Source organism: Streptomyces sp. NPDC055078, assembly GCF_053607985.1.
The window spans coordinates 1-15,820 of the sequence record NZ_JBSGUP010000126.1 but is presented as its reverse complement, the minus strand read 5'-3'; the positions used below and the strand labels follow the sequence as shown (position 1 = coordinate 15,820).

General features: G+C 72.7%; 16 protein-coding genes and 1 tRNA gene. 11 read left to right on the top strand and 6 right to left on the bottom strand.

All coding sequences use genetic code 11. The annotated features are described in order from the left end of the window. Positions 1-821: pseudouridine synthase (locus ACWF94_RS13910; protein WP_453487570.1), on the bottom strand; the 821-nt coding region annotated here is incomplete at its 3' end. Between the two features lie 164 nt (positions 822-985). Here ACWF94_RS13910 and ACWF94_RS13905 point away from each other — a divergent pair. Further along, the gene (locus ACWF94_RS13905) at positions 986-1,357 is read left to right on the top strand and encodes a CU044_2847 family protein (protein ID WP_453487569.1); all 372 of its coding nucleotides are present in this window, start codon (positions 986-988) and stop codon (positions 1,355-1,357) included. Then, the gene (locus ACWF94_RS13900; RefSeq protein ID WP_453487568.1) at positions 1,354-1,896 is read left to right on the top strand and encodes a hypothetical protein; all 543 of its coding nucleotides are present in this window, start codon (positions 1,354-1,356) and stop codon (positions 1,894-1,896) included. The genes ACWF94_RS13905 and ACWF94_RS13900 overlap by 4 nt, the downstream gene beginning before the upstream one ends. 75 nt (positions 1,897-1,971) lie before the next feature. On the opposite strand, the gene ACWF94_RS13895 is transcribed toward ACWF94_RS13900, so the two are convergent. Continuing rightward, positions 1,972-2,059 (bottom strand) — tRNA-Leu (locus tag ACWF94_RS13895). Positions 2,060-2,262: 203 nt separating this feature from the next. On the opposite strand from ACWF94_RS13895, the gene ACWF94_RS13890 reads away from it, so the two are divergent. From ACWF94_RS13890 to ACWF94_RS13880, 3 genes are all read left to right on the top strand, one after another. Beyond that, a complete protein-coding gene (locus ACWF94_RS13890) occupies positions 2,263-3,588 on the top strand; it encodes a M20/M25/M40 family metallo-hydrolase (protein ID WP_453487567.1) in 1,326 nt (441 codons plus the stop codon). 185 nt (positions 3,589-3,773) lie between these two features. After that, complete coding sequence (chpH, locus tag ACWF94_RS13885) at positions 3,774-4,007, top strand: chaplin ChpH (RefSeq protein ID WP_453487566.1); 234 nt, start codon at positions 3,774-3,776, stop codon at positions 4,005-4,007. A gap of 141 nt (positions 4,008-4,148) precedes the next feature. Then, entirely contained in the window at positions 4,149-5,021 is an 873-nt protein-coding gene (locus ACWF94_RS13880; protein WP_453487565.1) for a chaplin, read from the top strand. A gap of 132 nt (positions 5,022-5,153) precedes the next feature. Here ACWF94_RS13880 and ACWF94_RS13875 read toward each other — a convergent pair whose 3' ends face one another. Continuing rightward, positions 5,154-5,342: a DUF5703 family protein gene (locus tag ACWF94_RS13875; protein WP_453487564.1), complete on the bottom strand. Its 189-nt coding sequence runs from the start codon at positions 5,340-5,342 to the stop codon at positions 5,154-5,156. A gap of 47 nt (positions 5,343-5,389) precedes the next feature. Between ACWF94_RS13875 and ACWF94_RS13870 the strand changes: the two genes are divergently transcribed. Continuing rightward, positions 5,390-6,058 carry a hypothetical protein gene (locus tag ACWF94_RS13870; protein ID WP_453487563.1) on the top strand — a complete coding sequence of 223 codons (669 nt, stop codon included), beginning with the start codon at positions 5,390-5,392 and terminating at the stop codon, positions 6,056-6,058. 438 nt (positions 6,059-6,496) lie between these two features. Here ACWF94_RS13870 and ACWF94_RS13865 read toward each other — a convergent pair whose 3' ends face one another. Together ACWF94_RS13865 and ACWF94_RS13860 are read right to left on the bottom strand one after the other, a co-directional pair. Continuing rightward, positions 6,497-8,587, bottom strand: coding sequence for a helix-hairpin-helix domain-containing protein (locus ACWF94_RS13865; RefSeq protein ID WP_453487562.1), 2,091 nt, complete (start codon positions 8,585-8,587; stop codon positions 6,497-6,499). A 380-nt stretch (positions 8,588-8,967) separates the two neighbouring features. Next, entirely contained in the window at positions 8,968-9,951 is a 984-nt protein-coding gene (locus ACWF94_RS13860) for an aldo/keto reductase (RefSeq protein ID WP_453487561.1), read from the bottom strand. A gap of 140 nt (positions 9,952-10,091) precedes the next feature. On the opposite strand from ACWF94_RS13860, the gene ACWF94_RS13855 reads away from it, so the two are divergent. After that, the gene (locus ACWF94_RS13855) at positions 10,092-11,141 is read left to right on the top strand and encodes an LLM class F420-dependent oxidoreductase (RefSeq protein ID WP_453487560.1); all 1,050 of its coding nucleotides are present in this window, start codon (positions 10,092-10,094) and stop codon (positions 11,139-11,141) included. Positions 11,142-11,392: 251 nt separating this feature from the next. Continuing rightward, complete coding sequence (locus ACWF94_RS13850; protein WP_453487572.1) at positions 11,393-12,178, top strand: ferritin-like domain-containing protein; 786 nt, start codon at positions 11,393-11,395, stop codon at positions 12,176-12,178. A gap of 84 nt (positions 12,179-12,262) precedes the next feature. Here the strand turns inward: ACWF94_RS13850 and ACWF94_RS13845 are convergent, their stop codons facing one another. Further along, positions 12,263-13,258, bottom strand: coding sequence for a magnesium and cobalt transport protein CorA (locus ACWF94_RS13845; protein WP_453487571.1), 996 nt, complete (start codon positions 13,256-13,258; stop codon positions 12,263-12,265). Between the two features lie 59 nt (positions 13,259-13,317). On the opposite strand from ACWF94_RS13845, the gene ACWF94_RS13840 reads away from it, so the two are divergent. From ACWF94_RS13840 to ACWF94_RS13830, 3 genes are all read left to right on the top strand, one after another. Next, positions 13,318-14,013: a histidine phosphatase family protein gene (locus tag ACWF94_RS13840; RefSeq protein WP_453487559.1), complete on the top strand. Its 696-nt coding sequence runs from the start codon at positions 13,318-13,320 to the stop codon at positions 14,011-14,013. 81 nt (positions 14,014-14,094) lie between these two features. Then, a complete protein-coding gene (locus ACWF94_RS13835) occupies positions 14,095-14,685 on the top strand; it encodes a DUF3090 domain-containing protein (RefSeq protein WP_453487558.1) in 591 nt (196 codons plus the stop codon). After that, positions 14,649-15,566, top strand: a complete 918-nt coding sequence (locus tag ACWF94_RS13830) for an SCO1664 family protein (RefSeq protein WP_453487557.1) — start codon at positions 14,649-14,651, stop codon at positions 15,564-15,566. The genes ACWF94_RS13835 and ACWF94_RS13830 overlap by 37 nt, the downstream gene beginning before the upstream one ends. Positions 15,567-15,820 lie beyond the last annotated feature (254 nt).

The following is a 15,820-nucleotide window of genomic DNA, read 5'->3' as shown; positions in this document are numbered from 1 at the left end:
TCCTCCGGCGCGCCGTGCGGCTGCACCACCGGGTAGAGCGGATCGTGGTCGTGCGGCAGGCCGAGGCTGTTCATATGGACCCGCAGCTGATGGGTACGGCCGGTGGTGGGCAGCAGCCGGTACCGGCCCAGCGCGCCCCGGTGCTCCAGCAGCTCGATCCGGGTCTCACTGTTCGGCTCACCCGCCTCCTCGAAGGCCGCGAGCACCCCCCGCTCCTTCACGATCCGGCTCCGTACGGTCCGGGGCAGGACGACGCCCGGATCGTACGGGGCCAGCGCCTCGTACTCCTTGACCACCCGCCGCTCGCTGAACAGGCTCTGATACGCGCCCCGGTCCTCGGGCCGGACGACGAACAGCACCAGCCCCGCCGTGAGCCGGTCCAGCCGGTGCGCGGGCTGGAGCCGGGGCAGCCCCAGATCCCGGCGCAGCCGGGCCAGCGCGGTCTCGGTGATATGACCGCCGCGCGGGGTGGTCGCGAGGAAGTGCGGCTTGTCCACGATCAGCAGCCGGTCGTCACGGTGCACGATCCCGATCTCGAAGGGGACCCGCTCCTCGGCCGGGAGATCCCGGTGGAACCAGAGCCACCGGCCGGGTGTGTACGGCTCGTCCGCGCCGACCGGCCCCTCGGTGGACACGATGCGCCCCTCCGTGAAGAGGGCGTGGACGCCTTCGCTCCCGATGGCGGCCCCGTACCGCGCGAGGAGATGGTCGTACACCGTCCCCCACACTCCCAGCGGATCCTCGGGCAGCCGCAGCCGTACCGGATCGACACCGTCCCGCTGGGGGAGCGGCGACGGCGGGCCCTTGTGTCTGCGTCTCACCGGGGCGACTGTATGCGTTCGGGATGCGTTCGGGATGCCTTCGGGATGCCTTCGGTAGGCGTACGGGCGGCATGGCCCGGTTCTCCACGGCGCCCGGGGCCGGTGTACCCCGTACCGGAGCGGGGAACGAGGCATCCGACTGGGCCTGACGGGGGGCAGCGACGATGAGCGAGTACACCGGGCCGGTGGAGTACGTCCAGGTGCGCACCGAGGACGGCGACTGGCTGCCGTTCGAGACCGCCGCGCGCGGCGGAGCGGTCCCCGCCGCCGGACGGCTCAGACATGTCGCCGACTACGCCGAGGAGACCATCGAACAGGGTGTGGACCGGATCAGGACGGTCGCCCGGACGATCACCACCGGGCTCGCCGAACTGCCCGAGCCCCCCGGCCGGGTTGAGGTCGAGATCGGGCTCAGAGCCACCCCCGAAGGCAGTCTCGCCATCGCCAGGTCGTCCTCGGACGCCCATATCAAGGTCACCATGGAGTGGCGGGGCGACCGGCTCCCGAAGCGCGGAGAGCGGGGAGAGCGGGCATGAACGAAGGGCTGGCCGCGATCGTCGCCGCCGCCTTCGGCCTGGTCGGCGCGGCCATCGGCGGCAGCGCCGCCGTCTGGGGAGCCAGGGCGACGGCCGCCTCCCTCCTCCAGCAGGTCCAGGCCCAGGCCGTGGCCGAACACGGGCACTGGCGGCGCGGGACCCGCCAGGACGCCTACGAGGCGTACATCGCCGCGCTGCACGACATGCACGACGCCCTGCTGAGCTGGCACCGTTCCGCCACGGCCGCTCCGCCGGCCACCGCCCCGCCCGCGCCCCCCGACTCGTACACCGACCGCCGCGACACCCTGCTGCGCGCCGGGTTCCGGGTGGAGGTGGCCGGTCCCGAACGGATGGACCGTCTCGCGACCACGGCGCACGACCGGCTCTCCGACCTGGCGGATCTGCTGCACCGCGACGGTGCGCGGTGGGACCCCGCGAGCGAGCGGGAGTGGGAGGCGGCGGCGCGGCAGTGCGAGGCCGCGTTCGAGAGCTTCACCGCCGGGGCGAGAGAAGTCCTCGACGCACCGACCACACTCTGAGCCGTTCCCATCGATCGTTCCCGGCCGCCACCTGCCCAGAAATGCAGAAAACCCCTGATCAACAGGGGTTTCAGCTGGTGTCCGAGGGGGGACTTGAACCCCCACGCCCGATAAAGGGCACTAGCACCTCAAGCTAGCGCGTCTGCCATTCCGCCACCCGGACGAGGTGTCTGCCGCCCGGCCCCGGGGGCCTGCGCGACGTGGGAAACCATAGCAAACAATCGCCGGTGCCCGAGCCCGCCCCTGGCCCGCTCACCCGCCACCCGCGCGCGTGCCCGATGGCGCCGGGTGACCGCTCTTGGGGTCCGGCGCCGGGCGCGGGAGGATAAGGGGGAACCACCAGCGGCGACAGTGAGAGGAATCAGCGTGAGCGAGTCGAACACGGCCCGTACCGTCTCGGGCGAGGACGAGGTCGTCGACCTCTGCCGTGAGCTGATCCGGATCGACACCAGCAACTACGGGGACCACTCGGGCCCGGGGGAGCGCGGTGCGGCGGAGTACATCGCCGAGCAGCTCGCCGGGGTGGGACTGGAACCGAAGATCGTCGAGTCCCACCCCGGACGTGCCTCCACCGTGGCCCGGATCGAAGGGGAGGACCCCTCCAGGCCCGCGCTGCTCATCCACGGCCACACCGATGTCGTACCGGCCAACGCCGACGACTGGACGCACCACCCCTTCTCCGGCGAGATCGCGGACGGCTGTGTCTGGGGCCGGGGCGCGGTCGACATGAAGGACATGGACGCGATGACGCTCGCCGTCGTACGGGACAGGCTGCGCAGCGGCCGCAAGCCCCCGCGCGACATCGTGCTCGCCTTCCTCGCCGACGAGGAGGCGGGCGGCGCGTACGGCGCGCGGTATCTGGTCGACAAGCACCCCGACCTGTTCGAGGGTGTCACCGAGGCCATCGGCGAGGTCGGCGGCTTCTCCTTCACGGTGAACGAGAATCTGCGGCTCTATCTGGTCGAGACGGCGCAGAAGGGCATGCACTGGATGCGGCTGACCGTGGACGGCACGGCCGGTCACGGGTCGATGACCAACAACGACAACGCGATCACCGAGCTGTGCGAGGCGGTCGGGCGGCTCGGCCGCCACAAGTGGCCGGTGCGGATGACCAAGACCGTGCGGTCGTTCCTGGACGAACTCTCCGACGCGCTCGGCACCCCGCTCGACCCGGAGGACATGGACGCGACCCTCGACAAGCTCGGCGGCATCGCCAAGATGATCGGCGCGACCCTGCGCAACTCGGCGGCCCCCACCATGCTCGGTGCCGGGTACAAGGTGAATGTCATTCCCGGCCAGGCGACCGCCCATGTCGACGGGCGCTTTCTGCCCGGCTACGAGGAGGAGTTCCTCGCCGATCTCGACCGGCTGCTCGGCCCGCGCGTCCGGCGGGAGGACGTCCACGGGGACAAGGCGCTGGAGACCAGCTTCGACGGGGATCTCGTGGACGCGATGCAGATCGCGCTGAAGGCGGAGGACCCGATCGCCCGCGCCGTCCCGTACATGCTCTCCGGCGGTACCGACGCCAAGTCCTTCGACGATCTCGGCATCCGCTGCTTCGGCTTCGCACCGCTCAAGCTGCCGCCCGAGCTGGACTTCGCCGGCATGTTCCACGGGGTGGACGAGCGGGTCCCCGTCGACGGTCTGAAGTTCGGTGTGCGGGTGCTGGACCGGTTCATCGACCAGTGCTGAGCCGGCCGGGGCGCAGCATGCGCGGCAAGGGTCCGGCCGCCGATCCGAAACTCCCATAATCGTCTGTATGTACGTACTCGACTGAGAAGAGTGAAAGGAGTGCCGGGCGCGTAGCCTCACGGGCCCCTCCTCGTTACAGGTTTTGCGGTCCGCGGCTGGGATCGCTTTGCCAACAAGGAGGAACAATGCTCAAGAAGGTCGTCGCTGCTGCGGCTGCCACTGGTGGTCTGGTACTCGCCGGCGCGGGCGTGGCCATGGCCGACGCGGGTGCCCAGGGTGCCGCTGTGCACTCTCCCGGTGTGCTCTCCGGCAACGTCATCCAGGTGCCCGTCCACGTGCCGGTGAACGTGTGCGGCAACACGATCTCCGTGATCGGGCTGCTGAACCCCGCCTTCGGCAACACCTGCGTCAACGCTTGATGTGGTGACTCGACCCATCAGGGTTTGGGTTTGAACCCGGGCGGTCCCCGAGTGCGCGCCATGCACTCCGGGACCGCCCGGCATTTCCGCCCCCGGGCAGAGAGCCCGGAGGTATTCCTGAACAAGACAGGGAATCAACCTATGCGACAGGTCACCCGCAAGGGCCTGATCACCATGGCGGCGGCGGGCGGCGCGATCGCGCTCGGCGGCGGTTATGCGCAGGCGGACGCCGGTGCGTTCGGAGGGGCATCGCATTCCCCCGGCGTCGGGTCGGGGAATTCGGTCCAGGTCCCGGTGGACGTGCCCGTGAACGCCTGTGGGAACTCCGTCAACGTGGTCGGCGCGCTCAACCCCGCCTTCGGCAACGAATGCGCCAATACGTCCGCCCCGGCCCGGCCCGCCAAGCCCGCCAAGCCCGGGAAGGGCGGCGGCTCCCACCCCGGCGCGGGCTCCGCGACCGGCGGCGGCTCCCAGGCGAACGGCGGGACGAGCCACTCTCCCGGTGTCGCCTCGGGCAACAACGTCCAGGCCCCCGTGGATGTGCCCGTGAACGCCTGCGGGAACACCGCGAACGTGGTCAGCGCGCTCAACCCGGCGTTCGGCAACAACTGCGGCAACCACACGTCCGCCAACCCCCCGGGGAAGCCCGTGCAGCCCCCGAACCCGGGCAACCCCGGTCCCGGCGAGCCCGCGAACCCGGGCCCCGGCGACCCTGGCACTCCCGGCAACCCCGGCACTCCCGGTACCCCCGGCCCCGTTGATCCCCGTAACGGCTCCGAGGTGCCCGGCGGACCCCAGAGCCCGGGCAGCCCGGGAGGACCCGGCACCCCGGAGACCCCCCGCGCGCCGCACGAGTCGAACCGCCACACAGCGCAGACCACCGACGACGAGCCCACCGGTGTGGCGGAACTCGCTCGCACGGGCGCCGACTCACTCGGACTGACCGTCCCGGTGGGCGCGGGAATGCTGCTGGCCGGCGCGGTCCTCTACCGCCGTGCCCGCGCCGCCGCGTAGCGGCGCGACCACACACCGGAACCCGGGGGCCCGCCGACCAGGCGAACAGCCCGGGTCCGAGTGCCCACCCGAATCCATGGGACCGGGACAAGGGAGCGGGCTCCGCCGATGCGGATCCCGCTCCCTGCCGTTTCACCAGGTGGCGCGCACCTGGCGGATGATGCGCCGGCGCAGCCGCACCCTGCGACTGCCGTCCCGGTGCAGACTCAACCGGTCCAACTCCCAGTGCCCGTACTCGGCGTGGTCGGTCAGCAGGCGCCTGGCCTCCTGGCGGGACACCCCGCGCGGAACATACACATCGACAAATTCGTATTCCGGCATCGCATCTATTGTGCGGGCGGAGCCCCGCTACGGATAGCGTCTGCACTATGTCTGATGCTGCGCAGCCCACCGCTGCCGAGGTACGTGCCGCCGCCGAGGCGGTCAAAGCCGCACTGGACCGTCACCTCGCGGCGGTCGAGAACCGCACGGGAGAGGACGACCCGGCCGTTTACGACGCGTTCAATGCCTTGGCCGTGGCGGCGGAGGCGTACGACGAGCGCCTCTACGACCGCTATGACGAGGTGACCCCCTTCGAGATCCCGGGCGCGGAGGAAGCACTGCCGCCGTACGCGGGCCCGGAGGAGCCGAACGCCCTCAGCGTGCTGATCCGCCGCGACTACGCGGTGGTGGAGCCCCAGCGGCTGCTCTCACAGGCACAGCGGATCGCCGAACTCGATCCCGACGAGGACACGGACAGCGCGCCGGAACGCGCCGAACTGGTCGGTACGAGCGTGCACGCGGCACTCGGACTGCTCTTCGGCGAGTACGAACCCGACGAGATCGCCTCCCGGCACAAGGAATTCGGTCTGGAGGAGGGCGACTCCACCCTGTGGGTGGCCGCCCTGGACGACATTCCGGACCCCGGCGACTGGCTCGCCGGACCCTTCGAGCAGGCGGACCCGCAGCGGATCGTCTGCCGTTTCGACGTCAGCGCGGTCTTCGACGAGGACGAGCTGGCCGGGGAACTGGACGACCTCGACGAGGTGGGCCGCTGACCTGCCCCACCCGCGCGGCAACAGGGCCCTGCCCTCGGGACGGTTCCGCCGGTTACGCCGGTTCCGTACGGGGGGTAAGGGCCCCGCGCACGCCCGGCCTCGCCGATGGCGCCGGTGAACCCGGCCGCGGCGGTCCGGCCGGTCGTTCCGGTCGACGGCCCAGGCCGATGACCCCCGGCCCGCTGATCCGGCGGCCCGCGCCGGAGGCAGGCGCACCGGGGCGTGGGGGCACGGTGAGCCGGGTCGCTCGCTGGGACCTCGCCGGGCCTCGCACGCCCCGGGCCGCGCGGCACCGCAGGGGAGCCGAGGGGGAGCCCAGGGGAGCCGCCCCGCGATGCCCCCCGCCCGCGGCCTCCGGCGGGGAGGGGCCCGGAGCCCGCTCACGCCCTCCCGGTCTGTCCGGCCCGATCCGGACGGGGGACCCTCCGGACGTGGACCCTATGGAACGGGGGCGAGCAGCCCTTCGAGGAGGGGCCGCAGCCGCGTCGTACGCTCCTGGAACGGGATCTCCGCCACAGCGCGCGGCAGCGCCTGATCCACCCCGTGCACCACCGACAGATGGCGCTCGGCCCGGCTGAAGGCCGTATGGACCCAGGGGCGGCTCAGCCCGCGCGCCGCGTCCCCCGGCAGGACCACCACCGCGGCGGGCCAGCGCGTCCCGGCCGCCTGGTGCGCCGTCATCGCCCAGCCGTGGCGCACCGCCGACTCGACGCGCTCCCTCGGCACACTCACCCCGGAGCCCGCACAGTCGAGGCGCAGCCCCTCGCCGTCCGCCGAGACGACCGTCCCGGATACGGTGCGGCCGGGCGCCGGTGTGTACACGACCCGGTCGCCCGGGTCGAAGCCGCCGAACCGGCCGGGGCCGGGGTTCAGCCGCTGCTTCAGCGCCGCGTTGAGCGCACGGGTGCCCGCCGAGCCCCCGTGACCTACGGTGATCACCTGGGTCCCCGCGGTCGGCACCCCGATGGCCCGGGGCACCGAGTCGGCGACGAGCTGCACCGTACGGTGGACCGCCTCGCCCGCGTCCCGCACGGGCACGATGACGACCTCCTTGCCGGGGGCCTCCACCGGGAGCAGCTCCCCGGCGCCGATCCCCGACACCAGCTCCCCGATCGGGCCGGGGTCCGGCACCCGGGACGCGATGTGCGGGCACACCCGCGCGGCCAGCAGATCCGCGAACACCCGCCCGGCACCCGCCGAACCGAGCTGCCCGGGATCGCCGCTGAGCACCAGACGGCTGCCGTCCGGCATCGACTCCACCAGCATCGCGGCGCTCTCCACATCGAGCAGCGGCGCGTCCAGCACCACCAGCAGATCCAGCGCGAACGCCCCGTCCCGGTCCCGCCCTGGCCCCTGCGCACCGGAGAGCAGCCCCGGGACGGTGACCGCCCCGGGGCCCGCCGCCCGCTGTCCGTACTCGCCGTGGACCGCGACGACCGCGCGCAGCCCGAGTCCGGCGGCGGCCCCGGCCAGCTCGGCAGGCTCCGCCCGCGCGGCCTCGCCCCCGCTATGGGTCACCAGACCGCTCGCCGCGACCGCGCGGGCCAGCTCGGCGGGCGCGGCGGACTCCCACCGCGCGTCGGTGCCGGACCTGGCCAGCCGGGCCAGACCGTCCGCGAGACTCTCCTCGGCGAGCGCGTACCGGTCGAGCCCCAGCAGCACCGGGGCGCCCGGCCGCCCGGACTCGCCCGCTTCTCCGCCGTCCTCCTCGACGTCCTCATCGCCGTCGGCGCTCCCGTCGACGGCGGCCGTCTCGTCCTGGAACAGCAGAACGGCGCCGTCGGCGACCGCCCGCTGGAGCGCCCCGTCCGGATCGGGCACCGACCGCTCGGCCAGCGCGCCGCGCACATCGAGGGCGTCCAGCGCGGTGTGCCCCCGCAGGGCCGCGCCCTCCAGCTGCCAGACGATCAGGGCCGCCGTCCGGCGCTCGTCGCCCGGCCCGCACTCACCTCCCAGCAGCGCCCGGGCGAACCCGTCGGCCTGCTCGGGCCGTACACCGGGCACGGACAGCAACCGCCAGGGGTCCGCCCGCAGCGCGTCGTCGGCCTGCTCCCCGAGCGCCCGGGCCACCTCGGCCGCGAGCGACTCGGGTGCGCCGCCCTCGGCGAGCACCCTTCGTACGGCGGCGACGGTCTCCGGCGCGGCCACCCGGGCCGCACCGCCGCTCGGAGGCGCGGGCGCCGGAACCTGCGGGCGCGGTGGCTCATCCATGGCAGGGGTCTGACGCTCCGGCGCGGGGGCGTCGAAGAACGCGTCCCCCGGCTTCGCGCCGCTCTCCACCGCCCGGACCGCCGCGAGCAGATCAGCGGCCTTGCCGCTCAGCTTGGTCCCGCTCTCGACGGGCCCGTCCTTCTCGGCCTTCCGCCGCTCGATCCGCGCCCGCAGCTCGCGCTGTGCGATGACCTCCGCCTCGGCCTCCGACGGCCCGGCCACGGCCGAGTCCACGGCCTCGCCGCCGGGCGCATCGGAGCCGGCCCCGGGTGTCTCGGCACCCGCACCGTCCGGTGGTCCGGCATCAGGCGTGTCCATGCCCGCACCGGCCGACGAGGCTCCGGACCCGTCCGCCCCGGCCCCACCGGCCTCGTCCCCGCCCGGTGCGGCTGCGCCTGCCCCGGACGCGGAACTCGCCGCACCGGCGGCCTCGGCAGCGTCCGGGGCCGGTGACGCCGCACCCGCCGCACCCGCCGCACCCGCCGCACCCGCCGCACCCGCCGCACCGGCGTCCCCGTCCCCATCGCCGCCCGGTACGGGCTCCGACGGGGCCGGCACCCCGGATGGCGCCCCGTCCGGGGCCGTCGCGGGCTTCTCGGACCCGGTCGGCGCGGCCGGCCGTGAGCCGCGCGCGCTCGCGTCCGGCTCGCTCGCATCGGTGGCCGGGGGTTCGGGGCTCGGCCCCCGGGAAGACGCAGTCACAGCGTGCTCCAGTCCTGGTCGGGATAGCGGTGCACGGGCGCTGACACATCGTCGAGCGCCTGGCAGATCTCGTCAGGAAGAGTAAGCGCCTCCACTGACAATGCCGCGGTGAGCTGCTGCGCGTTGCGCGCGCCGACGATCGGGGCGACCACGCCGGGACGGTCCCGCACCCAGGCGAGCGCCACCTGGAGCGGGGTGGCCGCCAGCCCGTCGGCGGCTGTCAGCACCGCTTCCACGACACTGTCGGCGGCCTCGTCGAGATACGGCTCGACAAACGGGCCCAGCAGCTCGGAGGCACCCCGCGAGTCGGTCGGGATCCCATGCCGGTACTTGCCCGTGAGCACCCCCCGCCCGAGCGGGGACGACGGCAGCAGCCCGAGCCCCAGATCCAGCGCCGCCGGGAGGACCTCCCGCTCGACACCGCGCTGGAGCAGCGAGTACTCCATCTGCGTACACGCCAGCCGGGTCCGCACCCCCGGCGCCGCCAGCTGCCAGGTCGCCGCCTTGGCCAGCTGCCAGCCGCAGAAGTTCGACACGCCCGCGTACCGCGCCCGCCCGCTGCTCACCGCGATGTCCAGGGCCTGGAGCGTCTCGTCCAGCGGGGTCCCCGGGTCGAAGGCGTGGAGCTGCCACAGATCGACATGGTCCGTCCCCAGCCGGGCCAGCGAGTCGTCCAGCGCGGCGAGCAGATGCCCGCGCGAACCGTCGACCCGGCGGTCCGGATCGGGCACGCTGCCCGCCTTGGTCGCTATGACGAGATCGCGCCGCGGAACCAGCCGCTCCACGAGCCGGCCGAGCAGATACTCCGAGTCCCCGCCCCCGTACACATCCGCCGTGTCGACGAGCGTGCCGCCCGCCTCCCAGAAGGCCTTGAGCTGGTCCGCGGCATCGTGCTCATCGGTGTCCCGGCCCCAGGTCAGGGTGCCGAGCCCGATGCGGGACACACGCAGGCCGGTGCGGCCGAGATACCTCTGCTCCATGACCGCTGAGATTACTGGTCGGGGGCAGGCCCCGAGTGAGCCTGTGGACAACCACGGGGAACACGGCCCCCTGACGGATCGGGCGCACCCGCGCTAGAGTCCCGGAAACATACGTTACTGATCAGTAAGAGGGAGCGGATATGCGGCTCGGCATCAACCTCGGCTACTGGGGCGCGGGAATGGACAGCGACAACCTCGCCGTCGCCAAGGAGGCCGACCGGCTCGGCTACGACGTCTGCTGGGCCGCGGAGGCATACGGCTCCGACGCCCCCACGGTCCTCAGCTGGGTCGCCGCCCACACCGAACGCATCGACGTCGGCTCCGCGATCATGCAGATCCCGGCCCGCCAGCCGGCCATGACCGCGATGACCGCCGCCACCCTCGACTCCCTCTCGGACGGCCGCTTCCGTCTCGGGCTCGGCGTCTCGGGACCCCAGGTCTCCGAGGGCTGGTACGGCGTGACCTTCGACAAGCCGCTCGCCCGCACCCGGGAGTACGTCGAGATCGTCCGCCGGGCGATGTCCCGCGAACGGCTGTCGTACGAGGGCGAGCACTGGACACTGCCCCTGCCGGACGGTCCGGGCAAGCCCATCAAGCTCACGGTCCACCCCAAGCGCGAGCACATTCCGCTCTACATCGCCGCCATCGGCCCCAGGAACCTGGAGCAGACCGGTGAGATCGCCGACGGCGCGCTGCTGATCTTCCCGTCGGCCGCCCACCTGGAGGACACCGCGATCCGCCATCTGCGGGCGGGCCGGGAGAAGGCGGGGAAGACCATGGAGGGCTTCGACGTCTGTCCCACGCTCCCCCTGGCGATCGGCGACGACATTCCCGCACTCGCCGATGTGTTCCGCCCGTACACCGCCCTGTACGTCGGCGGCATGGGCAGCCGGAAGCAGAACTTCTACAACCAGCTCGCCCGGCGCATGGGATACGAGAAGGAAGCCGCCGAGATCCAGGACAAGTACCTCTCCGGCGACAAGGACGGAGCCGCCGCGGCCGTACCGCACGAGCTGATCGACTCCACCACCCTGCTGGGACCCGTCGAGCGGATCGCCGAACGCATGGGGGCCTACGCGGCGGCCGGAGTCACCACTCTGACGCTCGCCCCGGCCGGCTTCACGCTCGACGAGCGGATCAGCGCGCTGCGCGCGGGAACCGAGGCCCTGGAGCGCGCGGGACTGAACTGAGCGAGCCGACGCGCCCGGGCGGAGCGCGTCGAACGGATGCTTCCGCGGCCGTGGTGGGGGCTCGGGGGGTCTCCCCGCCACGGCCGTCACGCATACAACGCGGTGGGCCCCGTTCCGGTTACTGCCCGGGGCCGACGCGCCACAAGTCATCCGTTCGGCGGAGTTTGCGCGGCCCACCTGTTGCCTCATCTTCCCGTGCGCGGCGACCCTTTCCTTGGATGTTCCGCGGATGCCTCCAGGAGGTGGCAGTGATGCTCTCGGCCCGCAGCCTGTTCCAGGAAATCATCGACAACGACGACGCCTTCCAGCTCTTCTGTTCGATCGCGGCCAGCGGTGAGGCCCAGGGCGGCTGGGAGAACGGCCGGATCGCCGCCCTCGTACCCGAGACCATGAGCGCGCTCGCCCCCAGGATCACCCGGCACGGCGCCGACGAGGACAAACACGGCCGGATCTTCAACGCCCTGCTCAAGAAGCGCGGCCTCGACCCCGTCCCCGTACCGCCCGAGGCCGACTACACGATGCTCCTGGAACGGCGGGGCATCGGTCTCACCCACGAGAAGCTGCGCCGCGACGAACCTCTTACCGAGGAGGACATCGTCGTCTACCTCTCGCACAGCCGGGTCACCGAACAGCGCGCCGCCGACCAGATGGACATGCTGGTCAAGTACTTCGGCGACCACCCCGAACTCGGCAGGGCGATCAGGATGATCTGCAACGACGAGGACAACCACCTCGCCTACTGCCACGAGGAACTGCTGCGCCTCGCCGCCACCGGCCACGGCCGCGCCATCCACCGGGTACTGCGCGAGAGCGCCCTCGCCGAGATCGCGGTCTACCGCGACGTCAGCCTCGCCGTGATGGCCCATATGGGGCGGCTGCTGCACTGGCCCCGCGCCAAGTCCGCCGTACTGGTGGCGGGCATTCACGGGATGTACGCGTACGAACGGTTCGGCGGCTGGCACCGCATGGTCGGCCTCGCCATGCCCGAGCGCCGGGGCGCCCTCGACGGCCCGGCCACCGCGGCACCCGCCTTCTGACCCGTACAGGGGGCGTGACGTACGGGTCCCGTCCGGAGCGCACGCCGGGCGGAACCCGTACGACCCGCCTCGGGACGGCGGCCCTCAGAGCCAGCCGCGGCGCTTGAACATCCTGAACAGCCCGTAGACCACACCCACCATCACCAGCAGCAGCACCGGATACGACCACTGCCACGTCAGCTCCGGCATATGGTCGAAATTCATTCCGTAGATCCCCGCGACCATCGTGGGGACCGCCGCCATGGCCGCCCACGCCGAGATCTTGCGCAGATCGTCGTTCTGCCGTACCCCCATCTGGGCCAGATGCGCCGCCAGAATGTCCGACAGCAGCCGGTCCAGGCTCTCCACCTGCTCATTCGCCCGCGTCAGATGGTCGCTCACATCGCGGAAGAACGGCTGCGAACGCTCATGGACGAATGGCACCCCCGCCCCCGCCAGCCGCGCCATCGGCCCCGCCAGCGGCCCGCTCGCCCGGCGGAACTCCAGCACCTGCCGCTTGAAGACATAGATCCGGGCGGCCGTCGGCGGCCCCGACCCGCTGCCCGTCGGGGCGAACACATCGGCCTCCATCTCCTCAAGGTCCACCTGGAGCTCCGCCGCCACATCGATGTAGTCGTCCACGACCGCGTCGCTGATCGCGTAGAGGACCGCCGTCGGCCCGTGCGCCAGCACATCGGGCTCGGCCTCCAGCCGCTTGCGTACGGCCGCGAGCGGCGAGCCCTCGCCGTGGCGGACCGTCACCACGAAGGAGTCACCGATGAAGACCATCAGCTCGCCCGTCGTCACCGTGTCGCCCCGCGGCTCGTACACCACCGGTTTGAGGACCACGAACAGCGAGTCGTCGTAGACCTCCAGCTTCGGCCGCTGATGGGCCCGCAGCGCGTCCTCCACGGCCAGCGGATGCAGCCCGAACTCCCGGCTGACGAGATCGAACTCGTCCTCCGTCGGCTCGTACATCCCAATCCACAGGAAGGCGTCACCGGCCGCGCGGGCCTCGTCGAGGGCGTCGGAGAAGTCGGCGGGGCCCCCGACGCGGCGCCCCTGGCGGTAGATGGCGCAGTCGACGATCACGGCGCGTATTCTTCCGCGCCCGCCGCCCGTACGCACCCCGGGACGCGTGTCCGCTTACGCTGGCGGGCATGGCCACGCTGATCCTCGTACGTCACGGACGCTCCACCGCGAACACCGAAGGGGTGCTCGCGGGCCGGACCCCGGGCGTCCACCTCGACGAACGCGGCGCCGCACAGGCCGCCGCGCTGCCGGAGCGCATCGCCGCCATCCCCCTCGCCGCCGCCGTCAGCAGCCCGCTGGAACGCTGCCTGGAGACGCTCGGGCCCCTGCTGGCGGCCCGCCCCGGCCTGGAACTGCGGACCGAGGACCGGATCTCGGAGTGCGACTACGGCGACTGGTCCGGCCGCAAGCTCAGGGAACTGACCGACGAACCCCTGATGGAGATCGTCCAGCACCACGCATCGGCAGCGGTCTTCCCCGGCGGTGAGTCCATGCGGGCCATGCAGGCCCGCGCGGTGCACGCCGTACGCGACTGGAACACCCGTATCGACACCGAGCACGGCGAGGACGCGGCCTATGTCATGTGCTCGCACGGCGACATCATCAAGGCGTTGGTCGCCGACGCGCTGGGTATGCATCTCGATCTCTTCCAGCGGATCCATGTGGAACCGTGTTCCGTGACAGCGATCCGTTACACCCGCACCCGCCCGTTTGTTCTGCGGCTCGGCGACACCGGGGACTTCGGCTCGCTGGCCCCGCACACCGGCGGCCCGGAAGACGGCGACGGCGACGCGGTCGTAGGGGGCGGCGCGGGAGCCCCGTGATCGCCCGCGCAGTAGGGTGGACGGGCGATCAGCCCGTACGTCCGTTCCCCAGTCCTCACCAGTCCTCAAGGGAGTCAGAACGTGTCCCGTCAGGTGTTCCTCTTCGACCCGCCGGACCGGTTCGTGGCCGGTACGGTCGGGCTGCCTGGACGCCGTACGTTCTTTCTGCAGGCGTCGGCATCGGGCCGCGTCACCAGTGTGGCCCTGGAGAAGACCCAGGTCGCCGCGCTCGCCGAGCGGATCGACGAACTGCTCGACGAAGTCGTCCGCCGCACCGGGGGCAACGCGCCGGTCCCCGCCGTCGCGCCCGCCGATGTCGCCGACACCGCGCCCCTCGACGCGCCGGTCGAGGAGGAGTTCCGCGTCGGCACCATGGCCCTGGCCTGGGACGGCGAGGAACAGCGCATGATCGTCGAGGCACAGGCGCTGGTCGAGCTGGACGCGGACTCCGAGGAGGATCTTGCCGAGGCCGAGGAGCGGCTGCTCCAGGACGAGGAGAACGGCCCGCCGATGCTCCGCGTACGGCTGACCGGGGCACAGGCGAGGGCCTTCGCCAAGCGGGCGCTGGACGTGGTGAACGCCGGCCGGCCCCCCTGCCCGCTGTGCAGCCTGCCGCTCGACCCGGAAGGACACGTATGCCCGCGCCAGAACGGATACCGCCGGGGAGCCTGACCGCCCTGGACCTGCTCGCCAAGGGCGAGCTGACCGTACGCGGCCGGGTGCGCGAGGCGTCGAACGCGGTGCTGTTCTGCTCGGTGGCCTACGAGGGCGAGGAAGCCTCCTGCGTCTACAAACCGGTCGCGGGGGAGCGGCCCCTGTGGGACTTCCCCCACGGGACGCTGGCGCAGCGCGAGGTCGCGGCGTACGAGATCTCGGAGGCCCTCGGGTGGGGCCTGGTACCACCCACCGTCCTGCGCGACGGTCCGTACGGCGAGGGCATGGTCCAGCTCTGGATCGAGACCGGTCCCCCTGACACCGCGACCGCGACCGCTTCCGCCGGCCCTCCTGCCTCCGCCGCCTCGGCTGACCCCGCCGCCTCCGCTGACCCCGCCGCCTCGGCGGCTCCCGCGGGCTCTCTGCTCGCGCTGGTCGAGGACGAGGAGCCGGGGGAGGGCTGGAAGGCGATCGGCTTCGCCGAGGTGGGCGAGGGGCGCACCGCCCTGCTCGTCCACGCGGACGACGCGCGGCTGCGGCGGCTCGCCGTGCTGGACGCCGTGATCAACAACGGTGACCGCAAGGGCGGTCATCTGCTGCCCGCCACGGACGGGGCCCTGTACGCGATCGACCACGGGGTCACCTTCAACGTCGACGACAAGCTGCGGACCCTGCTGTGGGGTTGGGCGGGGGAGCCGCTGCCGCCCGAGGCGCTGGACGCCCTGGGGGCCCTGGAGGCCGCCCTCGCGGAGGGCGGCGGGCTGGCGGGGCGGTTGCGGCGGCTGCTGACCGGGGCGGAGGTTGCCGCGGTGCGCGAGCGGGTCTCCGCTCTGCGCGCCACGGGAATCCACCCGTCCCCGTCGGGCGACTGGCCCCCCATCCCCTGGCCGCCGGTCTGAACCCACCGCTGCGCGTGCGCTTCGGCCGCCTGGGCCCCAGGAGGGGCGGGTTTGCGCGGCTCCCCCGGCGGTCCGCCCCGGGGATGCGCGGGTCCTCGCCCGGGCCCGGGCGGTCCGGCGGGGCTCTGCCCCGCACCCCGCTCCTCAAACGCCGGAGGGGCTGGATTTCAGGGCCTGGTTCTGCGCGGCCATCCCCCTGGCGGGCAGGCCCCGGAGCGCGCGAGCCCTTGCCCGGGCCCGGGCCGTCCGGCGGC